The organism is Rhodococcus sp. 5A-K4 (assembly GCF_046097995.1).
Classification (GTDB): Bacteria; Actinomycetota; Actinomycetes; order Mycobacteriales; family Mycobacteriaceae; genus Rhodococcus_F; species Rhodococcus_F erythropolis.
Genome location: NZ_JBJURM010000046.1, coordinates 1 through 26,004, shown reverse-complemented (window position 1 = coordinate 26,004; position 26,004 = coordinate 1). Strand labels below are relative to the sequence as shown.

Genomic DNA, 26,004 nt, shown 5'->3' with positions numbered 1-26,004 from the left:
CGAACGGTGGTGCCGACGAATGCCCCGTCCGATTCGGACGGGGCATTCGTCGTTACCACCGCCCTGGTACCGACAGTGTGTACCGAAGTATCGGAAGTACGCACCGAGAAAGTCGACCCCATCCGATTGGAAAGGGCCGGCTTCCTTCGCTGTGGTGTCAGCGACCGCGTTTGACGTCCTTGAAAGGAACGTCACGATCGGCTGCATATTCTCGTGGCATCTGCAGTAGACGTTCGCTGATGATGTTGCGTGACATCTCGCTGCTGCCACCGCCGAGACTAGCACCCTGACGGGACAGGTAGTGCTGGCCCATATCGGCGGCGCCGCGTTCACCCAACGGCCCCACAACTGACTCGCTGCCTGCGAGATCGAGTGCGACATCGCTGTTGAGCCAGTCGGTTTCAGCGTGGAACAGCCGGATCAATGACATGGCCGGACCCGGCATCTCACCGGATTCGACAGCTCCGGTGACTCGCTTGATCAGCTGGTCTTGAACTGTGCGGTGTGCGTAGGCCTCGCCGACGCGTTCGCGAACCCGCACATCGTGATTCTGACCGGTCGCCTTCGCCAACTCTACGAAATCCAGTGACGCATTGCGGGTGTCGAGCACGCCGACACCGCTCGAGTACTGCGATCCACCGCCCACTGCGGTTCGCTCGTGAAAGAGCTGCCGTGAAGCAACCGACCAACCGTCATTGACCTCACCTACGACGCAATCGGCAGGAATGACAACGTTATCGAAGAATTCCTCACAGAATTCCGTGGATCCGTTGACCTGCTTGATTCGACGAATCGTCACGCCGGGCGAATCGACCTTCAGCAGGAACATGGTCAAACCGCGATGTTTGGGTGCATCCCAGTCGGTGCGTGCCAGGCACAGTGCCCAATCGGCCGCGTATGCACTCGTGCTCCAGGTCTTCGCGCCGTTGAGGATCCATTCGTCCCCGTCGCGCTCCGCTCTGGTGATCAGCCCGGCGAGATCGGAGCCACCGCTGGGCTCGGACAGGAACTGCACCAGGATTTCGTCACCGCGAATGGCAGCGCCGATGCGGTCCCGCTTCTGCTGCTCGTTTCCCATGTCGAGAATGGTGGGCGCACAGATGGTGAAGGTGGGGACATTGAGCAGCAACGGCAGCTCGTAGCCTATGGCTTCCTCGGTGAACGCCTCCTGATGCGCAGGGGTGAGACCAAGGCCGCCGTATTCGACCGGGTAACAGATACCGGCGAACCCGCCGGCGTAGAGCATCTTTTGAAGTTCGCGGGTGCGTAGCCACATTGCATCGTCGTCGCCTTCGGGTGCAGCAGGTGCATCCGGATCGAACCGCGGCATGTTCGCAGCGAGCCAGCCTCGTGCGCGCAAGCGGAAGTCTTCGACGCTTTCTGTCGTCACAGCCATGATGTTCGGTCCCTTCTAGAGTTCGAGGTAGTCGGCGATCGAACGCCGGTGATCTTCCGGCGTTCCCAACAGTTCGCGGTTCAGTAGGGCACGGCGCAGGAACAGATGCAGATCGTGCTCCCACGTGATGCCGATCCCGCCGTGCATCTGCACGCAGTCCTGAATGATCTGCGCGGATCGCCATCCGACGTAGGACTTCGCCACGCTGACGAGGTATCCCGCGTCGTCTGCACGGTTCTGGACTGCTTCCGCGGCACCGTCGACGGTTGCGTGGCACGCTTCGAGCCACATCTTCATGTCTGCGAAGCGATGCTTGAGTGCCTGATACGACGCGAGTGGACGGCCGAACGAGTAGCGGTCGAAGGCCCACTGCACGGTGAAGTCGAAGACGGTGTCGAGCAGTCCGACCGTCTCGGCGACCTGGAGAAGGTTGGCTACCTGAATCTGACGGTGGATGAGGGCCACTGTCGTGTCGACATCTCCGACTGCAGTGTCGATACCAACCTCGGCGTTGTCGAACTCGACCGACGCGTATTGCTTGACCAGGTCGATCGAGCGCGAGCGAGTCACGCTCACACCCGGCACGTCTGCATCGACCAGAAACTGAAGGGGGCCTGCATCGGTCAGTGCGGTGACCAGGAAGGTATCGGCCTGCGGACCGGCTTCGACGCGGTCCTTGACTCCGTTCAACACGTAACCTTCTGCGGTGGCGGAGGCGGTCACTGTCGGAGCATGGGGAGCCCAGGCGTTGCCCGGCTCGTAGACCGCCCAGGTGGCGATCTTTTCACCAGAGATCAGTTCCTCGATCTCCTTGGTGTGGTCGGGACCGGTGCGCGCATCCACGAGTGCCGCTAGAACGACGTTCACCGGATGCAAAGGCCCAGGGGCAACGCCACGGCCGAGTTCCTCGGCCACCGCAACGAGGTCGAGAATGCCATTGCCTGTGACGCTGCCACCCCCGAGATCCTCTGGCACCTGGAGGGCAGTCCAGCCCAATTCGGCGCCTTTGGTCCACCACGAACGCTCAAATGAGCTGTCTTCGTCTGCGAGAGCTCGCACTCGGCTTATGGGTGTTTCTTTGGAGAGAAAAGACTTGGTTGTTGCTCGGAACAGCTTGTGTTCCGAGGACGTGTCCACTGTCATTCGGTTAACCCCTTCTGTTCCTCCACCGATCACACCCGACAGTACGAAGGGCTAAGGACTCGGGAGGAAACGTATCGACGGCTCGTGATTCGGTCGAAAGACCGTGGCAACGACCGAAAGTAGTCGCCACCAGCAGAATGCGCCGCCGACACGTCGTTGTCAAATGCCTTACGGTAAGACTAACGGAATAGTATTCTATTGGGACGTTCAGAAGAGAGAAGGCATCATGGACACAATGGATCTGGGCTCCGCGGCCGACGTACGCCGCCAGTTGTCCGAGTACGGATACCTTCCGGACGAACACATCGCCGGAACAGTCCATCTCGCAGCCGCATTGGGAAAGCCTGTACTGGTCGAGGGACCCGCAGGGACCGGTAAGACAGAACTCGCCAAGAGCGTTGCCGCGATCACCGACGCACGGCTGATCCGACTGCAGTGCTACGAGGGCCTCGACGAATCACGGGCCCTCTACGAATGGGACTACCGAAGGCAGCTTCTCGCTATCCAGGCCGGGCGATCGGCCGACGATGCCGGCGCCATCGATGCCGGAATATTCGACGAGAAGTTTCTACTCACTCGTCCACTACTCGAGGCCATTCGAGCCAAGGACCGGGTAGTTCTCCTGATCGACGAGGTCGATCGATTGGACATCGAGACCGAAGCGCTCTTGCTGGAGATCCTGTCGGACTTCCAGGTATCCATCCCCGAACTGGGTACTGTGGTCGCCACACAGAAACCGTTGGTATTCCTGACGTCGAACAACACACGCGATTTGTCGGAAGCACTCAAACGCCGATGCCTGTACCTCCATGTTGGCTACCCGAGCGCCGAACGCGAACGCGACATCGTGATGTCCAAGGTTCCAGGTATCACCGAGCACGTTGCCGGCCAGGTCACCGCGGTGGTGGATTCTCTCCGTTCGATGAATCTCAAGAAGAAGCCGTCCATCTCCGAAACCCTCGACTGGGCACGCACTCTCGTACTACTCGGCACCGAGGAGGTCGACGTGCAGACTGTCGTGTCACATCTGCACGTCCTCCTCAAGTACCAGTCCGATATCGAGTCGACTACCGCGGAACTCGGCACAGCCCATGCCTGAGTACGTGTCAGACCGCCGCCCGCGAACGGACGAAGTCCGTCACGGCATTCAGGGCACGGTAGTCCGCGCTCGTAGCGAAGTGGTCTACCCCCGGAAGGGATACCAGCGTCGAACTCCGCAGGGCGGAAAGGAGATTCGTGGCCGGACCCACGCCGTCACGCTCCCCCAGCACGACCAGAACATCTGCGTCGATCGAGCCCAGCGCGCCAGTGTCCGGTTGACGAGGAACCGCGCGCACGAACTTGGCGATCGATCCGAGGTCGTTACCTGCGGCGCGGGCCGTCCGGGCCATGAAGGCCAGGGCGGGGTCCTCGATGTCTCCATCGGACTCGAAAGCGTCGGCGATGGCGCGCAAACCCGAACCGTCGTTCCACATTCCATCGCCGACTCCGAGCAGAGCGAGGTTTCGGAACTGCGAAGGTTCACGGACGGCGCTGCGCAACAGCATCAGCGAGCCGGCAGAGAATCCCACGGCGGTATCGATGCCATGTGTTCTCGCCATGTCGAGCAAGGCGGCGAGGGCGTCGTCGTCGTTGCCCGGCTCTATGGTGGATCCCGAATGGCCGGGAAGGGCGAAACCAACTGCTTCGTAGCCCATTTCTCCGACGGCATCAGGCCACCCACTTCTTTCCCAGTTGTTGCTGTAATTCGATGCGAGCCCGTGGACGAACAGAATCTTGGAAGAGGTCATATCCGCATACTAGACGCAATTACTTTGTTGCACAGCTTGTCTCACGGAAACCGGGCCGTCTCGTGTTGACTGCTATCGAAGGACTCGTCGGAGAACTCAGGCGCATGCAGGTACCGATCTCGACTAGCGAGGTGCTCGACGCAATGCGGGCAGTCACCGTCACCGACATCTCGGCTCGAGCTGAGTTCAAATCGGCGATTCGGGCTTGCCTCGTCAAATCCGAAGACCACCGCCATGCGTTCGATACGGTTTTCGAGCTGTACTTCGCTCCTCCTGTCTCCGACTCGGCGGAAGATTCGGGCAACGGTCGACTCGTCGCCCCGCTGGAGTCGTTGTCCGACGCCGAACTTCGCGAAATTCTAGTCGATGCGGCAGCCTTCGAAGGGGACACGCTCCTGCGTGAGATCGCGAATGTCACCGTCGACCGCCACGCAGGAATTCAGCCGGGACGGGCCGTCGCCGGGACGTTCTACACCTATCGAGCCATGCGCGCGATGGGAGCTGATTCTCTTGTCGCGGACATTCTTTCACGAAGCAGACACGACGACCGTCCGATGACCGGGCTCGCAACGCGAATGGCACGCGAGCACGCAGAGAATCGGGTCGAACGCTTTCGCCAACTCGTCGAGAGCAGAATTCGAATCGCGCTCGTTGCCGACCGCGGCGCTGATGCCGTCGCAGCCACACTTCGCACCCCTCTACCCGAAGACAGCGACTTCTTGACCGCGTCCTCGGAACAGATCGCAGCGATGCGCACTGTCATGGACCCACTCGGCCGCAAACTCGCCTCCGCATTAACCGACAAACGAAAGCGATCCGGCCGGCAGGTAGTCGACATCCGACGCACCATCCGAGGGTCGATGTCAACCGGCGGAATCCCCTTGAACCTGAAAATGGCAGAACCACGGCCCAGCAAGCCGAAACTCGTTGTTCTCGCCGATATCTCCGGATCAGTGGCCACATTTGCAGAATTCACACTGCGCTTGATGTCGGCGCTACGAATGGAATTTGCATCCCTTCGATCGTTCGTATTTATCGACGGGGTGGACGAGGTGACACACATCTTCGCCGAGGCCGGCACCATCGTCGAAGCCTCCGCCCGCATCAACAACGAAAAACTCGGAGTCTGGCTCGACGGCCGGTCGGACTACGGGCACGCACTGGAGGATTTCGCCGATCGATGCCTCCACGACCTCGACAGCCGCAGTACAGTTTTGATTCTGGGCGATGCACGCAACAACTACCACAACCCACGCGCGGACATTCTCGATGCGGTTCGCACCAGAGCAGGGCACCTCTACTGGCTCAACCCGGAAAAACAGGTGCTGTGGAACAGCGGGGACTCGGTGATCTCCGAGTACTCCAAGTACTGCGACGAAGTACATGAATGTCGAAACATCAGACAACTCGCCGCCTTCGTCGAAGCACTCGACTGATGTCAACACTGAACCAGGAAGAGGATTTACACATGACGACACTCGTCTCCGAAGCCATGCACTCCGCAGTCGGACGGACGGTGACCGAACGATCGAGCCACCCGATCTCCGAGTCGGATATCCGTAAATGGGCGTTAGCCGTCTACTGGCCTGCAGAGCCTCCTCGTCTGTACTTGGACGCCGAGTATGCCGCAACCACGAAATGGTCCGGAGTCGTGGCACCAGAGGAATTCAACCCCTTCGCCTGGTCCGTTGCACACACGTCACCGTCCGCCGACTCCGCCGAATCAGGCACGGACGCCAACGATCCGGACCGGCTCGAGAAGGCACTGGGCATCGTCGGGCCCGGGCTGAAGTTCCAACTGAACGGTGGTCTCGTGACCGAGTACGGCGAACGGATGCGCCCCGGCGATGTAATCACCGGAACCGAGAGCCTGCACGAATACCGCGAGCGCGACGGAAAGCTCGGCTCCATGCTGTTCACCACTATCGAGGATCTCTGGACAAACCAGCACGGCTCGGTGGTCAAGCGAACCCTGATGACGCTCATCCGGCATTGACCGTCCCGGGAACACAACGAAAGCGAGTAATCATGACCAACACCCAGACAACCACCACCCCCACGGTAGGAGAAGAACTTCGGCCCTTCACCAGGGACACCGGGTTCGCCACGTGGAACCGCTACGCAGCGGTCAACGACGAGTTCGTGCCGATCCATATGGATGACGAGGCAGGCCGGATTGCAGGCCAGAGCGGCGCTTTCGGCATGGGAAACCTACAGTGGTCCTATCTGCACAATCTCGTCCGCCAGTGGGCGGGTGATGATGCGGTGATCCTGTCCGTCAGTTGCCAGTTCCGCAAGCCCAACACGAAGGGGCCCGTGACCGCGAATGGTCGGGTCTCCTCGGTGAGAAGCTCCGACGCAGGTACTGAGGTCTCTCTCGACATCTGGACCGAGGACGGCGTCGGCGACAAGCTGGCACCCGGATCAGCCACTGTCCTGTTGCGTTGATCTTGTTCCTCAACGACTTCGGGGTGTGTCGCGATCTTGCGACACACCCCGAAGTCATGTGCTGAGGATCAGACCTCGAACGGATCGTTGGGGATGGTTTCCGTACTGAAGAAGTACGGCGCGTTATGGCAATCGTCCGGGTTCGCTGCGAGCAGCGTGGGACGAATACGAGTGGTCCGAACTCCCTTGAGATTCAACCACCTCTCCGCCGAGTCGAGGTCACCGACGCGGAATGTCACGCCGTAGATCATGTTGCCCCACTGGTCTACATGGCGGCCCAGATCGGAGTCCGTGTTGAGCGGTTGCGCGAGCTGAAGCAAGCAATCTCCCAGCTGGACGATCTGAAACTTGGTCTGCAGTTCGTCGTCGATCCCGGAATGGACCGGAACCGCCTGGATCACGTCGACATACGTGTGTACCGCAGCATCGAGATCCTTGACACCGAGTGTCACGTAGTTGGCCCGCTCGATGGTGAGCGGGTGGCTACGCCACAGCTTCACCTGGGAAGACCATGTTCCGAGCTGGCGGGGATCGTCTGGCATGTCTGTGCGACACAGCTCAACCATCAGCCCCGCCGTATCGCGCGGACTCGGGTAGAAGTACATCGTCTCCGGGTCCATCTCTTCGATCTTTCCGCCACCGGGCTTGCCGATGTACACGCCACGCTCGATGAGCCTGTTGCCGATGGCAACCAGGTCGTCGACCTTGTAGCCTACCGAGTGGAGGTGCTTGCCGTACTTGGTGTAGAACTTGCCGACTGGTTTGGTCGGATCGGCGGGCAGGTTCGGCGCCATCGTCTCGACGCAGAAGTCCGAGACCTGAATCAAGCCGGCCCAGCGATCCTCCACCTCAAGCCACTGCGGTTCGTCGACGCCCATGAACATCAGTCCGCCGAACACGTCCTCGTAGAACTTGTTCAGCGTGGGAACGTCGTCTGTCATGTGCACCATGTGAATCATCAGGCCGATACCGTGGTCGCCGGTCTTCTGGACAATCTTCTCCATGTCACTTCTCCTGTCGTGTCGTGCTATTGCCGTGGAAAATTAGATAGCGGTGAGGAATTCGACCACCGGGGGGTGATCGGTCACGTTCATCGTGTCCGTCATGGAGACTCGTCCTTCGCTGACTGCGCCCTGCAGCGCTGCGGCCGCTGCGTCGGCGTCGGCGTCGTCGATCTCATAGATTGCGACATAACGTGGCAGTGCCTGATCGCCGGCGGCCGGGTCGAGAACCCGATAGCGACCTACGGAGGTGATCGCCGGGATGGCAGCGCGCACGTCGGGAATGTGAATCTCGTCGTACCAACGGCCGAACTCCGCGTCGACCTCGACGCTCGATGGACTGCTGGATGCAAGCAATATCGCTTTCGCCATGATGTGGCCTATTCCTTTTCGATCGGGTTTTCGAAATATCAGGTCGATACGGTCGCGTCGACGATCGTCAACGCGCCGACTGTCATCGAATCGAGTCGAGCATTTCGGTTACCGGCATCTCCCCGACGGATGCTCTCGACGATGTACCGACGTACGTCCGCACTCGTCTCTTGGATACGGCAGTCCGCGAAGCCCGACGCGACGAGTTCGGCAGCCGTCGGTTCGAAGGAGCGAGCGAGCTCGGTCGTCTTTGTCGGGTCGCGATAGAGAACTGCAGCGCCGGCCTCGGGGCCGATCACCCAGAACAGCGAGTGTGCAAGCATCCCAACATGATCTGCGTGAGCCAATGCCATCGCCCCGCCACTTCCTCCCTCTCCCACCACCACGCACACACTCACACTGGACAGTGCCGCCATAGCTGTCAGGGTGTGCCCGATCTCGTGAGCGATGCCGCCAGCTTCTGCTGTCGGTGACGGATCTGCGCCGGGCGTGTCCACGAAGGTCACCAGAGGAAGACGAAGGCGATCCGCGAGTGCGATGGCACGCCTGGCCAGTCGGAACGCGCCCGGACCAGGAAGGCCGGTGCCGCCGCCTCGATGGAAGCGATCCATCGCGACGACGACAGCACGTTCGCCGTCGATAGTGGCAATGCCCGCTCGAATCGACGGATCGGTACCGTGGAGATCGATCCACGAATCGGTCGACCGGGCAGCCCAATCCAGACCCGATGCGCGCGTGTGGGATCGAACGACGTCGATCCTCGCTCGTGTGTCGAGGGCCCTGGCCTTCATCGATTCCGCGCCCAGCGTACGACGCGATGGCAGTCTCAGCGGCGGCGCAGGCGCCACTCCCAGGATCGCTTCCAGTCGGAGCTGCTGATCTTCTTCCGGCACCAGGTCGTCGACCAAGCCGTTGGCATAGGCCGACTCCGCGGTGTGCGAAGTGGCAGGAGGGCGAAATCCGGTGACCTGTTCCACCACCCGGGGGCCTCCGAACCCGATTACTGCACCCGGAGTCGCGATCCGCACGTCTGCTCCGGACGCCCACGATGCGTAGACGCCACCCGTCGTGGGGTTCCGCAAAGCTGCAGCAGTCATCAGTCCGGCACGACGATGTTCGACGAGCGCCGAACTTGTCCGCGCCATCTGAACTAGAGAGAACATCCCTTCCTGTAGCCGAGCGCCGCCGCTACTGACCCGGTACGCCACCGACAATCCTCGGTCGGTCGCGCGATGGAAGGCGCGCACGATACGTTCGCCCGCAACGACGCCCATCGTTCCGCCTTGCCTGGAGAAGTCGCAATCGATCAGCACGTAATCCCCTGCCGCACCGGAGACAGTTCCGCACCGAACCGACTCGGCCACAGGAGGCTCGTACCCTGGAAAGGACAGTGGATCCATCGACACCAGGTCGCGGTCCCACTCTTCGAGGAACCGAGTCTCGAGATGGAAGGACTCGTCCGAGGTGCCTATCGCCGATTCTGCCACTGTGATTCAGCTCGAATACGTGTAGAAACCGCGTCCGGTCTTGCGCCCTAACCAGCCGAGGCGGACATACTGTTTGAGCAGCGTCGGAGGCTGATAGCGGGGATCCTTGTATTCCTCGTACATCGAGGCGGCCATGTCGTGCACGATGTCGAGACCGATGAGATCACTGAGAGCGAAGGGTCCCATCGGGTGGTTGAACCCGAGCTTGATGACATCGTCGATCGATTCCATATCCGCGACACCCCGTTCGAACGCGCGAATAGCGTCGACCAGGTATGGAACGATCAGGAGGTTTCCGATGAAGCCGGGGACATCATTGACGATCACCGGACTCTTCCCCAGCGCCTTGGCGAAATCGACCAGTACGGCAACGTTGTCTGCGTCGGTGACCGGAGTCTTGATCACCTCGACGAGCTTCATGGACGGTACCGGATTGAAGAAGTGGAATCCCACAACGGATTCGGGGCGCTTCGTGGCCGCGGCGAGGACCACCAGCGGAATGGTCGAGGTATTCGAGGCGATGTACGCGCCGGGAGTCACCAACGCGTCGATGTCTCCCAGAACCTTCTTTTTCAGCTCGACGTCCTCGAACACGGCTTCGATGACCAAGTCGGCGTCTGCTACCGCAGAGAAGTCTGTTGTAATCGAAATTCGTTGTAGCGCTTCGGATAATTCTGCTTCGTTGATCTTTCCTCGGTCGGCGGTAGCACGCAATCCTGCCTCGATCCGTTGCTGCGCCGCGCTCGCTGCCGCGCTCGAGGTTTCGATGCCGACGGTCTCGAAGCCGAACCGCGCAGCGGTTTGGACGATACCGCCTCCCATGGTTCCGCAGCCAACCACTGCAATCCGCTTGATTTCCACTGCCACTCTCCTCTGAAAGCACTGCATATGACCTACCGGTAAGTGTTACGGTAAGAAAAACGATAACAGAGCGAACAAGCCTTGGACAGAAACGGAGAAAATTGATCGAGAGGCACGACAATCCTTCTCGCAGAATCCAGTTCCGACCGCGAAGCCACGCTCCCCACCCCCGAAAGGCACGTCAATGACCCGCGAGAACGCTGCAACTCTCTTCATCGACGGCAGATGGCAACCATCCTCGGAACACAGACAGTTCGACGTCGTGGATCCCGCTACCGACACCCCTTTCGGTAGTGCATCGGACGGCGGAAGAACGGACGCCCACGCCGCGATCGATGCCGCCGCGCGCGCATTCGACTCCTGGGCGGGCGAGACGGCGTACGTACGCTCCGCCGCGCTTCTACGAGCCCATCGACTGATGACCGAGCGCGCCGACGACCTGGCCGCGCTGATGACCCGCGAGCAGGGCAAGCCGCTGCGCGCGGCACGCAACGAAGTCAACTACGGCGCCGATTTCCTGATCTGGTTCGCCGAAGAGGCGAAGCGTGTGTACGGCAGCATGATTCCGTCTCCACGTGCCGACCACAGGTTGTCCGTGCTACGCCAACCTGTAGGTGTCGTAGCCGCTATCACCCCGTGGAACTATCCAATCTCGATGATCACCCGTAAGGTCGCACCGGCCGTCGCCGCAGGGTGCACGATCGTCCTCAAACCCGCCGAACAGACACCCCTGTGCGCCGTGGCGATGTTCAAGATCTTCGAAGAGGCAGGACTCCCCGCAGGCGTGGTAAACCTCGTCACCTCCAACCACCCCGAAGAAGTCGGAGACGTACTGCTCGAGTCTCGAACGGTGCGGAAGCTGACGTTCACAGGCTCGACCTCCGTCGGCCGGACCCTTGGCGCACAAGCAGCGAAGACGATGAAGCGTGTCTCGATGGAACTCGGCGGACACGCACCCTTTCTCGTCTTCGAGGACGCCGACATCGAGCATGCCGCGAAGGGAGCAGCCCTGGTGAAGTTCCTCAATACCGGCCAAGCCTGCATCTGCCCGAACCGAATCTTCGTACAGGCCGGCGTATACGACCAGTTCGTCGATGTCTTCTCCGCGCGAGTGAAAGCGATGAAAGTCGGCAATGGAGCGACGCCGGGAACCTCTATCGGCCCGCTCATCGACACCGACGCGATGGACAAGATGTCACGCCAGGTCGACGACGCAGTGGCCAAGGGGGCTCGGGTGCTCGCCGGCGGTCACCGAGTCGACGTCGACGGAGCGGGCGGGAAGAACTTCTACGCCCCAACGGTATTGGTGGATGTGACCGAGGACATGGAGATCTACCGCGAGGAGACATTCGGTCCGATCGCGGCGATCATCGCATTCGACGACGAGGCGGAGGCAATCGCCAAGGCGAACGACACCGACTACGGTCTCGCCTCGTACGTATACACCGACGACCTGCGCCGGGCCGTAAGAGTGACCGAAAAGCTACGTTTTGGCATCGTGGGCGTCAACGACATCAACCCCACTGCCGCTGCCGCGCCATTCGGCGGCATCAAGGACAGTGGACTGGGGCGTGAAGGCGGCGCCCAGGCTCTCGATGAGTATCTCGACGTGAAACTCGTGGGCATGAGCCTGTGAGTAACGCGCACAATGAAGTGAGGGATGAAATGACACAACGTAATTCGGTGATCGTTACGGGCGGCACCGGCGGACTCGGAACGGCAGTGACGACGCTACTGCTCGACAAAGGCTGGCGGGTGATCGTGCCGTGGATCGCCGAGGAGGAAGTCGATCGCCTGGCCCGGCATACCGACAATCCCGATCTGGTTCTGACACAGGCCGATCTATTCGACCCGTCCGGGACCGAAGCAGTTGCCGAACTGGCCAGTTCGGATGCATCAGCGCCGCTGAACGCTGTGGTCAATCTCGTCGGAGGTTTCGCGATGGGTCCGCGAGTGCACGAGAGTCCGATCGAGGACTTCGAACACCAACTTCAGCTCAACCTGCGGCCGACCTACGCGATGACGAAGGCTGCGATTCCGCACCTTATCGCTGCTGGAGGGGGGTCGATCGTCGCGATGTCGACCAAGGCTGCATCTTCTCCGTTTGCAGGTGCCTCCGGTTATGTCACGGCCAAGGCCGGCGTACTCGCCTTGATGGCAGCGCTGGCAGTGGAGTACAAGGCGGATGGTATTCGGGCGAACGTACTGATGCCGACCGTGATCGACACTCCGGGTAATCGTGCCGGACAGCCGAACGCCGACCGAAGCAACTGGGTTGCCCCCGAGCGCATCGCGCAGGTCATCGCATTTCTCGTCGGCCCCGATTCCGACGCCATTTCCGGTGCTCAGATTCCCCTTCCGGGTGTCGGCTGAACGATCCGTCCAAAAAACTCGAGCAGGCCACGGCGTAGTTAACCCGTGGCCTGCTCGTCACATATCGACCTGCTACGTCCTCAACGCATACGACACGATGGAATGAGTGAAGACCTTTCCCGTGTTCCCGATGGTCCGAACCCGCATGACCGACAGGTTTCTGCCTCGATGGACGGCCTCGGCGACCACTGTCACCTTGTCGCCCACGTTCGCTGGGCGCAAGAAACTCGTGCGCAACGACAACGGGCACCAGCGAGCTGCGCCGCCGTCGAGTGCGGCCACCGCCACGTAATCCGACAGTGTCGCCAGTACCCCGCCGTGCATCACCTGACGCGGATTGTTCAGCCACGGTGCGGCAGCGACCTGCAGCAGGGCGCCAGTGTGTGTGAGCTCGGGAATACCGCAGAACATGTCCGTCAACGTCGCCGTCGGATCGGGGCCGGGAATATCGAGAGGCTCCGACGGACTATAGCCACTCGGAATGGGAAAGAACCGACCCCACAAAGTTCCCGTCACGCAAATGTTGCCGGATGAGTCGCGCACATCACCACGCGTCAGCCCTCCCGAGTTGTCGATCTGCATCAACTCGCTCACGGCCTTCAATTCCGGACCGTCCCACGCCGTATTCGGGATGAAGTCCAGGGAGAGTTCGGATGTGGCCATTCCCAGCACTGGGCTGGGACGGCGGACGAACAGCGGACCGCACAGAACGCTGTCCATCATGACCGCTACGGCGCTCGGGTAGTGCACCCCCTCTGCGTCGGTCGTCCATGGACCGACGCGCATACCCAGGCCCGTTTCGCCCCAGTCGTCCCGTCGATCGATCGCGAACAAGGTCTGCGGAGTGTGCTCGGCGAAACGTCGCGCAGCGTCACTGGTCAGGATCTCGACACCGCGGGGATGTACAGGCACCTCGACACCTGATTCGATCGTCATCAGGGCACTTCGATGATCACGGCGCCTGCCTGACCACCACCGGCACACATTGCAGCAACGCCGATGCCACCTCCTCGACGACGCAGTTCGTAGATCAAGGTAGTGAGCATTCGCGCTCCCGATGCCGCGACCGGGTGACCGAGTGAACAGCCGCTCCCGCTGAAGTTCACCAGTTCCTCGTCGATCCCGAGCTCCTTGCACGCTCCGACAGGAACCGAGGCGAAGGCCTCGTTGATCTCCCACAAGGCGACATCGGCCACGTTGATTCCGGCACGCGACAACACTTTCGGGATCACGCGGATCGCACCGAGGCCGGTGTCCTTGGGGTCGATCCCCAGTGCCGCCCACGCACGTACAGTGGCCATGGCGGTCAGCCCCTCGGACTTCGCGAGCTCCGCGCTGGTCAGAGCGAGTGCTGATGCCGCGTCGTTGACACCACTGGAGTTACCCGCAGTGATGTTGAAGCCCTCGATCTCAGGATGAAGAACCCTCAGCGAGGCCAACTTTTCTAATGTCGACCCGCGACGCGGATGCTCGTCGACAGCGAACTCCACGATGTCACCATCTGCGTTGGCTACCTTCAGCGGAACGATTTCGTCGATGAACTTGCCTGCATCGATCGCGGCAATTGCGCGCTGATGAGACCGAAACGCCCACTCGTCGAGTTCCTCACGGGTCAATCCGAGTGCGCGAGCGGTGTTCCAACCCACGGTGATGGACATGTCGCGGTTGGGGGCGTCGGCGCGATCGGGGTGTGTAGGGGGCATCCATCCGTCGTTGTATTCGTCGACGGTGCCCAACACACGTTGGGAGAGTTTCGGGCCCGTCGAAGCTGACATCACACCACCGGCAACGACGGCGTCTTCCATGCCGGACATGATGTTCGCCGCTGCATTGCCCACAGCGGTAAGGCTGCCTGCACAGTGACGATTCACTGCCTGCCCGGACACCGTCGTGAGTCCTGCGTTCACTGCGGCGTACCGAGCGAGATCTCCCCCGCCGTATCCCGACTCCGCGAAGATGACATCGCCGAATCGCGAAGGCTCGAGTCCGGACCGTCGCACGGTCTCTTCCAGAACTGTGGTGGCGAGCTCCTCAGCTGGAGTGTTCTTGAGGGATCCCTTGTACGCGGTTCCTATTGCGGTGCGTGCGGCACTGACTATCACGGCGTCCGACATGATAAATCCTCACTGTCTGCGGGGGCGCACCGACGACTCGCGTTCTGTCGACTACACCCTATTTGTCTGTTCGGTATTCAATACCGTAATACCAACAGTATAGTACTGGCGAGGGCCGGGGAACCGATTTCGACCAGTAGATCGTTGGCCGATCGAATATCGTCCCGAGCCCCGTCTACAGCACCGCTCGCCGAGCGGTATGCAATCAGGAGGATCCATGGAACTGGCAGGAAGTTCAGCACTCGTCACCGGCGGCGCAGGCGGATTCGGTGAAGCAACGGTTCGACGGCTAGTCGATGCCGGCGCCAAGGTGGTCATTGCCGAACTGTCCGACGAGAAGGGCGAGGCACTTGCAGCGCAGCTCGGAGACAGTGTTCGCTACGTCAAAACCGATGTCACCGATGAAGTTTCCGTCGCCGCCGCTATCGCGGCTGCGCGTGAATTAGGACCATTGCGAACGACGGTCATCGTGCACGGTGGCCCGGCAGCAGGCAAGCGCATTATCAACCGTGAAGGCAAGCCATACCCGTTGGCCACGTTCAAGCGGACGGTCGACATCTTCCTCAGCGGAACATTCAATGTCCTGAGCCAGGCGGCGGCTGCAATGTCGTCGAACGAGCCCCTCGATTCGGGTCAGCGCGGGGTCATCATCACCACGGCGTCGATCGCCGGGTACGAAGGTCAGGTCGGGCAGTCCGACTATTCCGCGGCCAAGGGTGGCGTCATCGGACTCAATCTCGTGGCAGCGCGCGACCTCGCACCGATCGGTGTACGGACGATGTGCATCGCACCGGGAACATTCTTCACTCCCGCCTACGGCATGGAAGAGGCCGAGGCGCAGGCGAAGTGGGGGCCGGGCGTGCCCAACCCCAAGCGAATGGGTCACGCGGACGAGTACGCACGGCTGGCGCTGCATATCGCCGAGAACGATTACCTCAACGGCGAGGTCATTCGCATCGACGGTGCGCAGCGGTTCAATATCTGATCTCGCGCTCTGCTGACCGAAGCAGCGGTGCCGACCATCATGGATGATGATCAGCACCGCTGCTTCGTCTGAAGTCAGTCAGATGTCAGCGTCCGACCCAGACGGGTGCACGCTTTTCCGCGAAAGCAGCGGGCCCCTCCTTGGCGTCTGCCGAGGCGGACGTGGAGCGGGACTCGACCGAAGTCATCTCCCAACCGGCTTCCTCTGCCGGTCGCCGACCGTCCGGCAACTGACCGAGTGCAATTCGCTTGTGCGCCTGAACCGACAGAGGCGCATTGGCCGCGATCTGCTCTGCGAGCTCGAGCGCGGAATCGAGTAGTTGATCGGACGGTACGACCCTGTTGATCAGATGGAGCTCGAGAGCGCGCTCCGCAGTGACGGGTTCGCCGGTCAGCAACATTTCCATAGCAACGACAGACGGAATCCTGGCAGCCAGACGAAATGCTCCGCCTGCGCCTGCGACCAAACCGCGCTTCGCTTCGGGCAGACCGAACGTCGCGTTGTCGGCCGCGACTACCAGGTCCGCCGCGAGCACGATTTCAGTACCCCCACCGAGGGCGGGCCCGTTCACGGCCGCGATGGTCGGCTTGCTGATTGCATGCCCTACCCAGCCTGCCAGGCCCCAGGCCTCACGTCCCTCGGGGATGATTCTCTCCCCACGCGCGATGGCCTTGAGATCTGCACCCGCACAGAACGCCTTGTCGCCCGCCCCGGTAAGAACCACCGCGCGAACCTCAGGATCGTTCTCCGCCTCCTCCAGCGCGTCCCCGACAGCGATACACAAGGCCTCATTGACCGCATTGCGTGCCTGTGGTCGGTTCATCACGATCAACATCACGTTGCCGTGTCGGCTGACCAGCACCTCTTCGGTGTCGACGTCCCTGACTGCTGTTGTATCTGAAGACATTGCAGTTTCTTCCTTTCGAGTGTCACAATCCGGCGCAGTCCGATCCGCTGCGCTAGCGGTAAGCCTTACGGTATATAACACTAGAATAGTTACGATGAAAACGACGAGAATGGTGATATCAATGTCCGCACAATTCGCCGATTCTGCAATCACACTTGAGGTGGACGACGGCATCGCGTGGCTGACGATGAACCGGCCAGAGCGACTCAACGCGATCGACCACGATATGCGAGACGACCTCCTCGCAGCCATCGAACGGATTCGTACAGACCCCGGCATCCGGGTGGCAGTGGTAACCGGAGCGGGACGTGCTTTCTGCTCCGGCGCCGACCTGAGCCAGGACGACCATTTCCAGGTACCAACCGAGGCCCGTCGCGGCGACAACTCGACGATGGCCCGTGAAGACGGCCGGAAGTTCGGCTGGTGGCGGGTCATCAAAGCCGTCTGGGAGAACGAGAAGCCCTTCGTCGCCGCGGTGAACGGTCCCGCCTACGGCTTCGGCTGCAACTTCGCACTCGCCTGTGACTACGTCATCGCTGCCGAGGATGCCCAATTCTGCGAAGTCTTCGTCACACGAGGACTGCCACTCGAAGCCCTTGGCGCATACCTCCTGACGCGGGCACTACCACCTGCACGAGCCAAGGCGATGGCACTGCTCGGCGAGGCCATCGACGGCACCGAAGCCGAGCGCTGGGGACTGGCGAACCAATGTGTTCCCACGCCCGATCTGACCGCTACAGCAACCGCGGTGGCCACTCGATTCGCCGACGGCCCAAGTATCGGCATCGGTCACATAAAGGGCCAGATCAACGACGCCTACGAGGCAACATTCGAACAGGCATGGAAAATGGAGGTCACTTTGCTCGGTCTCGGCAGCGGCGGCGAGAGCGCTGAAGCATTCACCTCCTACGCCGAACGCCGAGCACCCAATTTTCGGGGGATGTGAATTGTCGACCACCGCCGAGACTCCGCCCACGAGAATCGTCGACGGCACCTTTCTCGCGCCGGCAACGGCCTTGTTCTTCTTCTTCTTCGCTTTCGGGATGGTGCTCCCCGTACTACCGATCTACATCACCGACACCCTCGGAGGGTCCGACCTCGCGGTCGGTATCGTCGTCGGGATCACCGCGGTATCCGCTGTCGTGATCCGTCCATGGATTCCTGCAGGCATACAGCGTTGGGGCGCAGCGCGATTGATCGCGGCATGTGGCATTCTCGGTGCGATCTCATTCATCTTCTCGGGCCTGATCGGAAGTACGGCCGGGTTGTCCGGACTTCGCCTCATCGCCGGCATCTCGCAGGCTGTGATCATGGTCGCTGCGCTGATCATCGTGAGTTCGTCCGTATCCGATACGCAGCAGGGACAGGTGATCAGCTACCTCTCCGTCGCCCCGTACACGGGAATCGGACTCGGCCCTGTAGTAAGTCAGCCAATACTCGAAAATTATGGGGCAACATGGGCTTTCGCAGCCGCAGGCGTCGTGTCACTGGTCGCGACGGCGGCAATCTCGCCCAGTGCGATTCGACGTCCCGAACGCGACGTGGACGCGCCCCGGACGAAGCCCGAAATTTACCTACCCGCGTTGGTTCCAGGCGTCGTGCTGATGCTCGGCATTCTGGGCCCGGTCGCCTTGAGCACCTTCATGCCCCTCTATATCGGCGATCTCGGTTCGAACAGCCCACAATGGATCTTCCTCGGCTACTCCACCGTGATTCTCGCGGCGCGCATTCTGGGCGGCAGAATCCCGGACCGGTTGGGCGCCATGACAACCGGGGTGAGTTCAACCCTTCTGATCAGCGCCGGGTTGACCGGGATCGCGATCGCACCCTCGGTTGCGGTCGTGTACTTGGCGCTGATCCCGTTCGGGATCGGGATCGCCCTGCAGTATCCGGGTCTACTGGCACTGGTGATATCCCGCGCTCCCGATGAGCATCGATCGGCGGCGATCTCGACGTTCACGATGTTCTTCGACATCGCATCCGGCCTGGGGGCGGTACTCATCGGAGTCGCGGCGATGATCGCCGGGTATCGGGTAGCGTTCGCTGTCTGCGCGGCCGCAGCACTGTTGGGGCTGATTCTGCTGTTCCTGTATGCGTCGGCGACTGAACACCACGCGGAACCTCGGTCCGAGGCCGCGGTGCACCCCGGACCGGCCTCGGACAACCCCTGATTCAGGCCTGGACTGCCTTCCGCGCCTTCTTATCCGCCCGCAGTACCGCCTCGAAGCCAGTCATCAAGTGGGCGACACCGGCTTCGTAGTCTTCATCGGCAACCATGCTGAGAGAACGAGTCTTGATCAACTCGGCAAGACGAGGCATGTCGCCCGGGTCAATCAGTCTGCCTTGCCGCTGAGCGTCGATTGTCGGGGTCTTGGCCGACAGCTGAATCCGCTCGACCAGGATCGAGCCTCTGGTGTAGATCGACATCGATTCGTACACGTCCAACGCGGAATCAGGTGCAAACCCGGCCGCGATCAACATCTCCAGGATGTCTTCCATCACCTTGAACACTTGATGAACAGCTTCTTTGCTGTACGTCCCGAACCTGACCATACCGAGATCGCACAACACGTGATCTGAGCTGTAGATTTCGCGAGTTTTGGCAAAGTGCATTCGCAGGTACGATTTCCAATCAGACTTCTCGACAGGCAGCAGTTGCTCGAAAACTACCCGAATCGCTTCGTCCGTCATGGCGTTGAGAAGATCTTCCTTCTTGCGGAAGTACCAGTAGATACTGGTGACACCCACGTCGAGGTGCTTCGCCAACTCCGGCATCGACAGCTTGTCCAGCGTGTCGCGACGAGCGACCTCGAACGCACCGTTGATGATCTCATCGGCGCTTATAGACCCTCGTTCTCGACGTTGTCGACCGGCTTTGTCCGGCGTTGCCTGCTTCGGCATCCTGCGTCCTCCCCTATGAAAACTACGACAGTTGATGTACCAAGTGTACCAATCATACGGTAAGGTTTACTGTTGCGGACAGTTCTCGACGGCTACATCACACCTTCGGCTTTCCCCAAGGTAATCATCTCCCCGCGCGGGATACTCACAATCGGACTTTCGCCGCAGTCCTCAGAAAGTCGCGTACACAGAAGGCGTGAACCCATGCCCAGAATCGACAATTCCACCGTAGTGGGCACCACGCTGTTGCCCCCACCTCAAAATAGCGCGTGGGAATGGCAACTCGACGCGTCGTGCCGCGGAGAGCCCAGCAACACTTTCTTCGGCACCGACGAAGCGCCCGCTGACGAGTTCGAGGCCGCAGCGAAAAAAATCTGCATCCATTGTCCGGTGATACTCATCTGCCGAGAACATGCAGTCCGGACGCGCGAACCGCACGGAGTATGGGGTGGATTGTCACCGAAAGAGCGAAAGCAGCAACGGTGGCTTTACAGCTGAAACGCAATACAGGCTTGCATAACTGGATGTTGCAAGCAGCCTCAAAGAGTTTCCTGACGCCGCGATCGGATCGATGCGACAACAGTGGCCGCCGCTGCTATCAGAATCGGAAGTCGCGCTCACCGCATGGTTGCGGGCACAGCCTGAGTTACGAGTTGGCAGATCACAGCACTGAACTGTTCCCGATGGGACACGTCAATTACAGCGAGCCGGAACCAAACGGCGCCGGCCTCATTCTGAAGGAGCAAAACATGACTGAGCTGTCCGGCAAAGTGATCATCGTGACAGGCGCCGGCCAAGGCATCGGTCTGGGCGTCGCTACATATCTCGCCGAAAAAGGTGCCACCACAGTCATCGCGGAGTTCAACGCGGACACCGCCGCAGCTGCTCAGAGCAAACTAACCGGAGAAGGTCTAGATGTCCTCGGGTTGGAATGCGACGTCACCAAACGGCCCGACGTCGATAAGGTCGTCGCCAAAGCAATCGAGCGGTATGGACGCATCGACGGAGTGGTCAACTATGCTCAGTGGACCAGCCCTGGAGTACCCTTCATCGAGCAGGACGAAGACAGCCTCCGCCACTCGATGGAGTCCGGCGCGTTCGGCACGGTGCGTTTCATGCAGGCGGTCTACCCACACATGAAGAGGCAGGGCGGCGGCAGCATCGTCAATGTCACTTCCGCCACTGCGCTGCAGGGCATCTTCCCTCGAGCAGGATACGTAGCCAGTAAAGGTGCGGTCATGTCGTTAACACGAATCGCAGCCCGCGAGTGGGGCCCGGACAACATCAGAGTGAACGCCTACGGGCCCTATGCGATGACCGCAGCACTTGAGATGTGGGCGAATACGCAGCCAGAAGCATTCGAAGAGCTCAAGAAGCAATCCGCGCTGGGCTACATCGGGGACGCCGCCAAAGACATCGCCCCCGCGGTCGCGTTCTTACTGGGAGACGAATCGCACTACATGACCGGCCAGGTGTTCATGGTGGACGGCGGACAGTACGTCAGCCCGGTATAGCTGGCCAATTACCAACAACCGATCAGGCGATTGCCGTGGGACATGTGGCGGTGGGGCTCGACGGTATAAGTCAAGTCAACTGAGACACTGACGATCAGTTGTTTTGGGATTCGAGTGCGGGTTCGTTGATGTAGGTGACCTTCGGGATCTTCGGTGGTGTCGGGCGATTCGAGAACCGTGCGGGGTTCGCATGGAACGCGGCAGTCAACGTGATCTGGCGGGCTTCGTCGATGGCACCGGACGTGCCGAAATGCACCGACGCCGGCGTATGCCATCCAATACCCGAATGATGATGAATGTGATTGTATTCGTTGAAGAACCCTTCCAGAAACTCTCGCGCATCGGCAAGGGATGCAAACGATTTCGGGAAATCGTGTAGATACTTCAGGGTCTTGAACTGGGCCTCGGAGAATGGATTGTCGTTCGAGACCCGAGGTCGCGAATGCGACCGTACGATTCCGAGGTTGGTGAGCAGTTCCGACACTAAGCCTGACGTCATCGACACGCCTCGATCAGCATGCACGGTGTGCGGAGCGGTGCCGTTGCGTTCGATTGCCTCAGCGATGAATTGTTTTGCCAATTCGGCGCTTTCGTTTGTCGAGACGATCCAGGACGGGTTGTATCGGGAGTAGATGTCGATCAACACGTACAGGTGAAACCAGACGCCTTTCGTCGGTCCGCGGAGCTTGGTGATATCCCAAGTCCACACTTGCGACGGTCCGTCGGCGAGAAGTTCGGGTTTGACCTTCGCCGGGTGCGTTGCGAGCCGGCGTCGCTCACGATTTTGTCCGGCATCGGAAGCGATGCGATACATCGACGAGGTCGGGCACCAGTAGTTCCCGTCATCGAGTTCACGGGCGTATATCTGGCATATCGCCAGGTCAGAATACTTATCGGAGTTGATGACAGTGAGTACATGAGCCCGTTCGGCGGTAGTGAGCGCCTGCCCGTTGTCCGGGATCGTGCGGGGCTTTCTGGGGCCTAGCATCGGGGACTGCTGGTGCCGGTAGTGCGTGGCGCGGGAGCGTCGGATCAACGCGCAGGCGGTGCGAGTGGGGATCGACGCCGCCTTCAGTTCGTCGAAAGTACTGGTCAGTGCGTCTTCGGCGGCGGTGGCGTGTCCGTGCTCTCGGAGATGGATTCCAAGAGCGTGTGAAGTTTTCCCATGATCTCTAGCGCGGCCTCCGCTTGCGTCAATTGCTTGGCCAGTCGGGCATTCGCTCGGGTGAGGCGGTCGATCTCTTTCCGATCCGCGGCGTCAGTGTTGTTGCGTCCCTTGATGTTTTCACTCTTAACTTTGGCAGGTCGTTTGCTGCCCCGTGTCCCGCTCCATTCGCGCAGTTGCGACTGGTAGAGCCCCTCGCGGCGGAGAACTGCAGATTTCTCGCCGTACGGTGCTTGGTTGTATTCGTCGAGGATTTTGTTGCGGTATTCGGCGGTGAAGGTGCGGCGGGTTGGTTTCGGGGCCGGGTTCACCGAGTTTTCGGGTGTCGATATGGGGTTCGGGCTGTTCATGGGTGGTGCTCCAGTCATGCCCTCGGTGACATCGCTTCGTTCACTGCAAGTGTCTCATCTGATCGTGACAGAGAGGGAAGGACGATGTCGTGATCGAGGTTGTCGCGAGCAAGAACGACCACGAGATCACGGCGGTAGTCATGGAGGTGGCCCACCAGCGAAACCACTACGGCAGTAGCGGACAGCGCGCTCATTGAGGCAGTTGCCAGCCATCCCACTGCGGTCCCGGCCCAGAGCCAACCGAAAGCGGAGGCGGGAATCGGAATCTGAGTGTTGTGTCGGGTTGTGTACATCTGACTCCTTCGGATGACGTGATTCGGCCGCCAGGTCGGACGTCGTCTATGTATCGGTCAGATGGACACCGGGTGATGCCGCGCGAACTGGCGACGCTGGTGCACACGGAGTCCACGGTCATCGTCGATGCCGTCACCGAGCGTTGCCTCGCAGCCGGTGAAAACATCGTGCTGGAAGGAACATTCAGCGGGAGCGCAGTTTGGGGGGTGCTACAGGTGGCTTATTTGTGCGCATGTCCGCGATGAGTCTGAGGTGGTCTGCGGCGTCCGGAATTCGGAGCACCGCGGTTGCGCGTTCCTTCGTTCGCCGCGATGCTCGACGGTGGGACGGTGCGGTAGCGGGCGTCGCTCATGACGCGGCAGCACGTTTTGACGCTGACTCCCAATTCGGCGGTGAGCCGTAGGAGAGGTTGTGAGCGCAGCCGAAAAGGATGATCAGGCTGCGCGAGCGATCATGGAATCCGTGCGGGATCGAGCTCCTCGTTCAGGAATTCGAAAGGCAGATCGAACCGCTACAAGTTTCCGGTGACTCGTCCAATACAGCGAAAGGCAACGTGGGGCGCGATGGGTCTCCGGCGCCGCGGCAATGGGCGGTGTAGCCCACGTTTGCTGCTCGACACCTGCCTGCCATTCTGTGGAACACGCCCATTCCAATGTGTAAGTCCCAGCGGGAACATCGACGACAGTCATACTTTCGCTTTGTCCTGGGACCAGCGTGATCGGAGGATTCGGTGAGTCGCTTCCGGTTCGGCCTACGGTGAAGACGGTTTGGCCGTAGTCCTGTACGTATTCTCCTGCGGGGATGGGCTTGGCGCCCAGGCCTGCGCAGGTCACCGTGAGATCCGAATTGTTGGTGAAGGTAGTGATCACCACGTGTTCGGAAACTTCAGTCGATGCCGTCGGTGCGCCGTTTGGTGCAGCGTGGGCGAGTCCCGCGGGAGCGAACAGCGCTGCGGCAGTGTTGGAAGATGTTATGCCGAACTGCCGCAAGAACTTTGACATGAAAGAGCCCTTTCGATGAGATGTGTTGCTCCCGTAAATATGTGAAGCCTGGAAGGGCCCGGGCCGTGACGTACAACCTGGTCTGTTACCAGATTTTTCCTGAAAACACCTGGGTGCGAAATTCATGCCAGGGTATCGGCGGGTTTTCGACCACCTTCGGTGTCCCCACATGGAAGTCCGCTGCGCTCCGCCCGTATGACGAAATATCTACTTCTCCGGCTGGCCATCCGATTCTCATCGGCGGTGCCGCGTGCAACCCCCGGCGGTGCGGGCGCCAACCGATGACTCCGAGAATTTTCCGGCGGTATTGGCCGCAAATCCCGGCGTTGCTCTGATTCGTCCCCCGCCGCTTCCGTCGTGATGATTGCGCGTACCGGATCACCGATTGCCCTCCCGTTTGTCGCGCGCACCGATGTCATCGCGTCCAGTACGGCACCCGCTACGGTGATCGCACTTGAGCAAGCCGCAGCCAATGTTCATTATCTGACCTGTTCGATCCGATTACGTCACGTGTGGCCTAGGTGTTGTGGGTATGGACGTTGTTGACGCGGGACTGAAGTAGACGGGCTGGTCCTCGGCGTAAGAATGGGAGTTGCGACACAACCGTTCTCGACCAAAAAGGACCAGCCCTGTGACACACCGTAATGCCCCACTCACTGTCGAAGGAAGTCGACGACTCGTCGAGCGGTGCCAGAGCCGTCCGATCGCCCACGTCGCCGCAGAAATGGGTATCTCACGCCAATGCGCATCCAAGTGGGTCAACCGGCACCGCAAGTACGGTGACCTGGGACTGCAGGACCGATCCAGCACACCAATACACCAACCGGCCGCCACCGCGGCAGGGATCGTGACCGAGATCGAATCCATGCGACGAACCCGAAAATGGTCGGCCTCACGCATCACCTTCGAACTGGGAACCGACGGCATCGTCATTGCTCGTCGAACAGTCACGAAAATTCTGCGGAACCTGGGATTGCACCGTCGCCGGTTCATCGACCCGAACGGCGAAACCAACCGAAAACCCCAGGTCATCATTGCGAAACGACCTGGTCAGATGGTCCACGTCGATGTGAAGAAAGTCGGGAAGATCCCCGACGGCGGCGGCTGGCGTGCCCACGGCCGCGGCTCCGAGCAGGCCAAACGATCCCAGCGCCGGAAAAAGAAGAACAAACAGGCCCGCCTCGGCTACACCTACCTGCATTCCGCGATCGACGGCAACACCCGCCTGGCGTACACCGAAGCCCGCGACAACGAAACCGCTGCAACAGCCATCGATTTCATGAACAACGCCCGCGTCTTCTTCGCCGCACACGGAATCGCTCGCATCGAGCGCGTGATCACCGACAACGGATCATGCTATCGCGCAGCAGATTTCACATCTTCACTGCGAGAGGCACGGCACTACCGGATCAAGCCGTACACCCCGAAACACAACGGGAAGGTCGAGCGCTACAACCGCATCCTCGCCGAAGAACTGCTGTACTCCCGCGAGTACACCAGCGAAGCCCAGCGTCGCACCGCCGTCGAAATCTGGAATGTTCACTATAATTATCACCGACCGCATTCAACACGCGGAGGACGACCGCCTGCCGCTTACCGCCGGCACCGCGTAACTAACGTCCGTGCCTCATTCACCTAGGCGATGTATACCCAGTGGCCGTTCGAGCATTGCTGTTTCCGTCCGTCGGGGGTGTAGGTGATGACATCTTGCTGGGCTGCCTCACATGGTCCTGCGACAGCACCACCTCCACCGTTGGCTCCGGGCGGCCGCGGTGGATTGTTCACAGCCTCGAATTGGTCCGCGCAGTACCGGGTCCATGATGTCGACGTCCCATCTGGCATGACCCCCATTAAGTGACCCGCTGGTTATGAGAATCCTTCCCGCCCTGATCAAGGGCATGA

General features: G+C 60.6%; 26 protein-coding genes. 12 read left to right on the top strand and 14 right to left on the bottom strand.

Translation table 11 applies throughout. The features are described from left to right. Window positions 1-157: 157 nt before the first annotated feature. Both ACKAMS_RS32285 and ACKAMS_RS32280 read right to left on the bottom strand, forming a co-directional pair. Window positions 158-1,396 carry an acyl-CoA dehydrogenase family protein gene (locus tag ACKAMS_RS32285; RefSeq protein WP_218680856.1) on the bottom strand — a complete coding sequence of 413 codons (1,239 nt, stop codon included), beginning with the start codon at window positions 1,394-1,396 and terminating at the stop codon, window positions 158-160. A 15-nt stretch (window positions 1,397-1,411) separates the two neighbouring features. After that, on the bottom strand, window positions 1,412-2,539 hold the full coding sequence (locus tag ACKAMS_RS32280) for an acyl-CoA dehydrogenase family protein (protein ID WP_218680855.1): 1,128 nt from the start codon (window positions 2,537-2,539) through the stop codon (window positions 1,412-1,414). A 226-nt stretch (window positions 2,540-2,765) separates the two neighbouring features. Between ACKAMS_RS32280 and ACKAMS_RS32275 the strand changes: the two genes are divergently transcribed. After that, window positions 2,766-3,638, top strand: a complete 873-nt coding sequence (locus ACKAMS_RS32275) for a MoxR family ATPase (protein WP_218680854.1) — start codon at window positions 2,766-2,768, stop codon at window positions 3,636-3,638. A 7-nt stretch (window positions 3,639-3,645) separates the two neighbouring features. On the opposite strand, the gene ACKAMS_RS32270 is transcribed toward ACKAMS_RS32275, so the two are convergent. Next, window positions 3,646-4,329 (bottom strand): alpha/beta fold hydrolase, encoded by a 684-nt coding sequence (locus ACKAMS_RS32270; protein ID WP_218680853.1) that lies wholly within the window; start codon window positions 4,327-4,329, stop codon window positions 3,646-3,648. A 104-nt stretch (window positions 4,330-4,433) separates the two neighbouring features. Here ACKAMS_RS32270 and ACKAMS_RS32265 point away from each other — a divergent pair, with 104 nt between their 5' ends. From ACKAMS_RS32265 to ACKAMS_RS32255, 3 genes are read left to right on the top strand one after another with little or no spacing between them, the layout of a single operon-like run. Beyond that, window positions 4,434-5,765, top strand: a complete 1,332-nt coding sequence (locus ACKAMS_RS32265; RefSeq protein ID WP_408990037.1) for a vWA domain-containing protein — start codon at window positions 4,434-4,436, stop codon at window positions 5,763-5,765. A 32-nt stretch (window positions 5,766-5,797) separates the two neighbouring features. After that, complete coding sequence (locus ACKAMS_RS32260) at window positions 5,798-6,325, top strand: MaoC family dehydratase N-terminal domain-containing protein (protein WP_075836393.1); 528 nt, start codon at window positions 5,798-5,800, stop codon at window positions 6,323-6,325. Window positions 6,326-6,357: 32 nt separating this feature from the next. Next, window positions 6,358-6,777 (top strand): MaoC/PaaZ C-terminal domain-containing protein, encoded by a 420-nt coding sequence (locus ACKAMS_RS32255; RefSeq protein ID WP_218680851.1) that lies wholly within the window; start codon window positions 6,358-6,360, stop codon window positions 6,775-6,777. A gap of 68 nt (window positions 6,778-6,845) precedes the next feature. Here ACKAMS_RS32255 and ACKAMS_RS32250 read toward each other — a convergent pair whose 3' ends face one another. From ACKAMS_RS32250 to ACKAMS_RS32235, 4 genes are read right to left on the bottom strand one after another with little or no spacing between them, the layout of a single operon-like run. Beyond that, window positions 6,846-7,781, bottom strand: a complete 936-nt coding sequence (locus ACKAMS_RS32250; protein WP_218680850.1) for a VOC family protein — start codon at window positions 7,779-7,781, stop codon at window positions 6,846-6,848. A 39-nt stretch (window positions 7,782-7,820) separates the two neighbouring features. After that, window positions 7,821-8,150: a DUF4286 family protein gene (locus ACKAMS_RS32245; protein WP_075836069.1), complete on the bottom strand. Its 330-nt coding sequence runs from the start codon at window positions 8,148-8,150 to the stop codon at window positions 7,821-7,823. Between the two features lie 38 nt (window positions 8,151-8,188). After that, window positions 8,189-9,637: a carboxyl transferase domain-containing protein gene (locus tag ACKAMS_RS32240; protein ID WP_218680849.1), complete on the bottom strand. Its 1,449-nt coding sequence runs from the start codon at window positions 9,635-9,637 to the stop codon at window positions 8,189-8,191. 6 nt (window positions 9,638-9,643) lie between these two features. Then, window positions 9,644-10,498: a 3-hydroxyacyl-CoA dehydrogenase family protein gene (locus ACKAMS_RS32235; protein ID WP_218680848.1), complete on the bottom strand. Its 855-nt coding sequence runs from the start codon at window positions 10,496-10,498 to the stop codon at window positions 9,644-9,646. Between the two features lie 184 nt (window positions 10,499-10,682). Here ACKAMS_RS32235 and ACKAMS_RS32230 point away from each other — a divergent pair, with 184 nt between their 5' ends. Both ACKAMS_RS32230 and ACKAMS_RS32225 read left to right on the top strand, forming a co-directional pair. Beyond that, entirely contained in the window at window positions 10,683-12,134 is a 1,452-nt protein-coding gene (locus tag ACKAMS_RS32230; protein WP_218680847.1) for an NAD-dependent succinate-semialdehyde dehydrogenase, read from the top strand. A gap of 29 nt (window positions 12,135-12,163) precedes the next feature. Next, window positions 12,164-12,871, top strand: coding sequence for an SDR family NAD(P)-dependent oxidoreductase (locus tag ACKAMS_RS32225; RefSeq protein WP_218680846.1), 708 nt, complete (start codon window positions 12,164-12,166; stop codon window positions 12,869-12,871). 72 nt (window positions 12,872-12,943) lie between these two features. Here the strand turns inward: ACKAMS_RS32225 and ACKAMS_RS32220 are convergent, their stop codons facing one another. After that, window positions 12,944-13,807: a PaaI family thioesterase gene (locus ACKAMS_RS32220; protein WP_218680845.1), complete on the bottom strand. Its 864-nt coding sequence runs from the start codon at window positions 13,805-13,807 to the stop codon at window positions 12,944-12,946. Then, the gene (locus ACKAMS_RS32215; RefSeq protein WP_218680844.1) at window positions 13,807-14,985 is read right to left on the bottom strand and encodes a thiolase family protein; all 1,179 of its coding nucleotides are present in this window, start codon (window positions 14,983-14,985) and stop codon (window positions 13,807-13,809) included. Before ACKAMS_RS32215 ends, ACKAMS_RS32220 begins: the two co-directional genes overlap by 1 nt. 217 nt (window positions 14,986-15,202) lie before the next feature. Between ACKAMS_RS32215 and ACKAMS_RS32210 the strand changes: the two genes are divergently transcribed. After that, window positions 15,203-15,970 (top strand): SDR family NAD(P)-dependent oxidoreductase, encoded by a 768-nt coding sequence (locus ACKAMS_RS32210; RefSeq protein ID WP_218680843.1) that lies wholly within the window; start codon window positions 15,203-15,205, stop codon window positions 15,968-15,970. Between the two features lie 85 nt (window positions 15,971-16,055). On the opposite strand, the gene ACKAMS_RS32205 is transcribed toward ACKAMS_RS32210, so the two are convergent. After that, entirely contained in the window at window positions 16,056-16,877 is an 822-nt protein-coding gene (locus ACKAMS_RS32205; protein ID WP_218680842.1) for an enoyl-CoA hydratase-related protein, read from the bottom strand. A gap of 121 nt (window positions 16,878-16,998) precedes the next feature. Here ACKAMS_RS32205 and ACKAMS_RS32200 point away from each other — a divergent pair, with 121 nt between their 5' ends. Together ACKAMS_RS32200 and ACKAMS_RS32195 are read left to right on the top strand one after the other, a co-directional pair. Further along, window positions 16,999-17,823: an enoyl-CoA hydratase/isomerase family protein gene (locus ACKAMS_RS32200; RefSeq protein WP_218680841.1), complete on the top strand. Its 825-nt coding sequence runs from the start codon at window positions 16,999-17,001 to the stop codon at window positions 17,821-17,823. 1 nt (window position 17,824) lies between these two features. After that, complete coding sequence (locus tag ACKAMS_RS32195; protein ID WP_218680840.1) at window positions 17,825-19,048, top strand: MFS transporter; 1,224 nt, start codon at window positions 17,825-17,827, stop codon at window positions 19,046-19,048. Window position 19,049: 1 nt separating this feature from the next. Here ACKAMS_RS32195 and ACKAMS_RS32190 read toward each other — a convergent pair whose 3' ends face one another. Then, entirely contained in the window at window positions 19,050-19,778 is a 729-nt protein-coding gene (locus tag ACKAMS_RS32190; protein WP_218680839.1) for a TetR/AcrR family transcriptional regulator, read from the bottom strand. Between the two features lie 204 nt (window positions 19,779-19,982). On the opposite strand from ACKAMS_RS32190, the gene ACKAMS_RS32185 reads away from it, so the two are divergent. Together ACKAMS_RS32185 and ACKAMS_RS32180 are read left to right on the top strand one after the other, a co-directional pair. Further along, complete coding sequence (locus ACKAMS_RS32185; protein ID WP_218680838.1) at window positions 19,983-20,276, top strand: WhiB family transcriptional regulator; 294 nt, start codon at window positions 19,983-19,985, stop codon at window positions 20,274-20,276. 251 nt (window positions 20,277-20,527) lie between these two features. Then, a complete protein-coding gene (locus ACKAMS_RS32180) occupies window positions 20,528-21,292 on the top strand; it encodes an SDR family NAD(P)-dependent oxidoreductase (RefSeq protein ID WP_218680837.1) in 765 nt (254 codons plus the stop codon). Between the two features lie 94 nt (window positions 21,293-21,386). Here the strand turns inward: ACKAMS_RS32180 and ACKAMS_RS32175 are convergent, their stop codons facing one another. From ACKAMS_RS32175 to ACKAMS_RS32165, 3 genes are all read right to left on the bottom strand, one after another. Further along, the gene (locus ACKAMS_RS32175; RefSeq protein WP_408990036.1) at window positions 21,387-22,280 is read right to left on the bottom strand and encodes a transposase; all 894 of its coding nucleotides are present in this window, start codon (window positions 22,278-22,280) and stop codon (window positions 21,387-21,389) included. Between the two features lie 104 nt (window positions 22,281-22,384). Beyond that, the gene (locus ACKAMS_RS32170) at window positions 22,385-22,807 is read right to left on the bottom strand and encodes a hypothetical protein (RefSeq protein ID WP_408990035.1); all 423 of its coding nucleotides are present in this window, start codon (window positions 22,805-22,807) and stop codon (window positions 22,385-22,387) included. 14 nt (window positions 22,808-22,821) lie between these two features. Further along, window positions 22,822-23,100: a hypothetical protein gene (locus tag ACKAMS_RS32165; protein WP_408990034.1), complete on the bottom strand. Its 279-nt coding sequence runs from the start codon at window positions 23,098-23,100 to the stop codon at window positions 22,822-22,824. A 1,633-nt stretch (window positions 23,101-24,733) separates the two neighbouring features. Between ACKAMS_RS32165 and ACKAMS_RS32160 the strand changes: the two genes are divergently transcribed. Beyond that, window positions 24,734-25,741, top strand: a complete 1,008-nt coding sequence (locus ACKAMS_RS32160) for an IS481 family transposase (RefSeq protein ID WP_408990033.1) — start codon at window positions 24,734-24,736, stop codon at window positions 25,739-25,741. Window positions 25,742-26,004 lie beyond the last annotated feature (263 nt).

Coding starts and splice junctions, on each gene's coding strand:
- ACKAMS_RS32285 (WP_218680856.1), bottom strand. CDS start 1,396: ATGGCTGTGACGACAGAAAGCGTCGAAGACTTCCGCTTGCGCGCACGA.
- ACKAMS_RS32280 (WP_218680855.1), bottom strand. CDS start 2,539: ATGACAGTGGACACGTCCTCGGAACACAAGCTGTTCCGAGCAACAACC.
- ACKAMS_RS32275 (WP_218680854.1), top strand. CDS start 2,766: ATGGACACAATGGATCTGGGCTCCGCGGCCGACGTACGCCGCCAGTTG.
- ACKAMS_RS32270 (WP_218680853.1), bottom strand. CDS start 4,329: ATGACCTCTTCCAAGATTCTGTTCGTCCACGGGCTCGCATCGAATTAC.
- ACKAMS_RS32265 (WP_408990037.1), top strand. CDS start 4,434: ATGCAGGTACCGATCTCGACTAGCGAGGTGCTCGACGCAATGCGGGCA.
- ACKAMS_RS32260 (WP_075836393.1), top strand. CDS start 5,798: ATGACGACACTCGTCTCCGAAGCCATGCACTCCGCAGTCGGACGGACG.
- ACKAMS_RS32255 (WP_218680851.1), top strand. CDS start 6,358: ATGACCAACACCCAGACAACCACCACCCCCACGGTAGGAGAAGAACTT.
- ACKAMS_RS32250 (WP_218680850.1), bottom strand. CDS start 7,781: ATGGAGAAGATTGTCCAGAAGACCGGCGACCACGGTATCGGCCTGATG.
- ACKAMS_RS32245 (WP_075836069.1), bottom strand. CDS start 8,150: ATGGCGAAAGCGATATTGCTTGCATCCAGCAGTCCATCGAGCGTCGAG.
- ACKAMS_RS32230 (WP_218680847.1), top strand. CDS start 10,683: ATGACCCGCGAGAACGCTGCAACTCTCTTCATCGACGGCAGATGGCAA.
- ACKAMS_RS32225 (WP_218680846.1), top strand. CDS start 12,164: ATGACACAACGTAATTCGGTGATCGTTACGGGCGGCACCGGCGGACTC.
- ACKAMS_RS32220 (WP_218680845.1), bottom strand. CDS start 13,807: ATGACGATCGAATCAGGTGTCGAGGTGCCTGTACATCCCCGCGGTGTC.
- ACKAMS_RS32215 (WP_218680844.1), bottom strand. CDS start 14,985: ATGTCGGACGCCGTGATAGTCAGTGCCGCACGCACCGCAATAGGAACC.
- ACKAMS_RS32210 (WP_218680843.1), top strand. CDS start 15,203: ATGGAACTGGCAGGAAGTTCAGCACTCGTCACCGGCGGCGCAGGCGGA.
- ACKAMS_RS32205 (WP_218680842.1), bottom strand. CDS start 16,877: ATGTCTTCAGATACAACAGCAGTCAGGGACGTCGACACCGAAGAGGTG.
- ACKAMS_RS32200 (WP_218680841.1), top strand. CDS start 16,999: ATGTCCGCACAATTCGCCGATTCTGCAATCACACTTGAGGTGGACGAC.
- ACKAMS_RS32190 (WP_218680839.1), bottom strand. CDS start 19,778: ATGCCGAAGCAGGCAACGCCGGACAAAGCCGGTCGACAACGTCGAGAA.
- ACKAMS_RS32185 (WP_218680838.1), top strand. CDS start 19,983: ATGCCCAGAATCGACAATTCCACCGTAGTGGGCACCACGCTGTTGCCC.
- ACKAMS_RS32180 (WP_218680837.1), top strand. CDS start 20,528: ATGACTGAGCTGTCCGGCAAAGTGATCATCGTGACAGGCGCCGGCCAA.
- ACKAMS_RS32175 (WP_408990036.1), bottom strand. CDS start 22,280: ATGCTAGGCCCCAGAAAGCCCCGCACGATCCCGGACAACGGGCAGGCG.
- ACKAMS_RS32170 (WP_408990035.1), bottom strand. CDS start 22,807: ATGAACAGCCCGAACCCCATATCGACACCCGAAAACTCGGTGAACCCG.
- ACKAMS_RS32165 (WP_408990034.1), bottom strand. CDS start 23,100: ATGTACACAACCCGACACAACACTCAGATTCCGATTCCCGCCTCCGCT.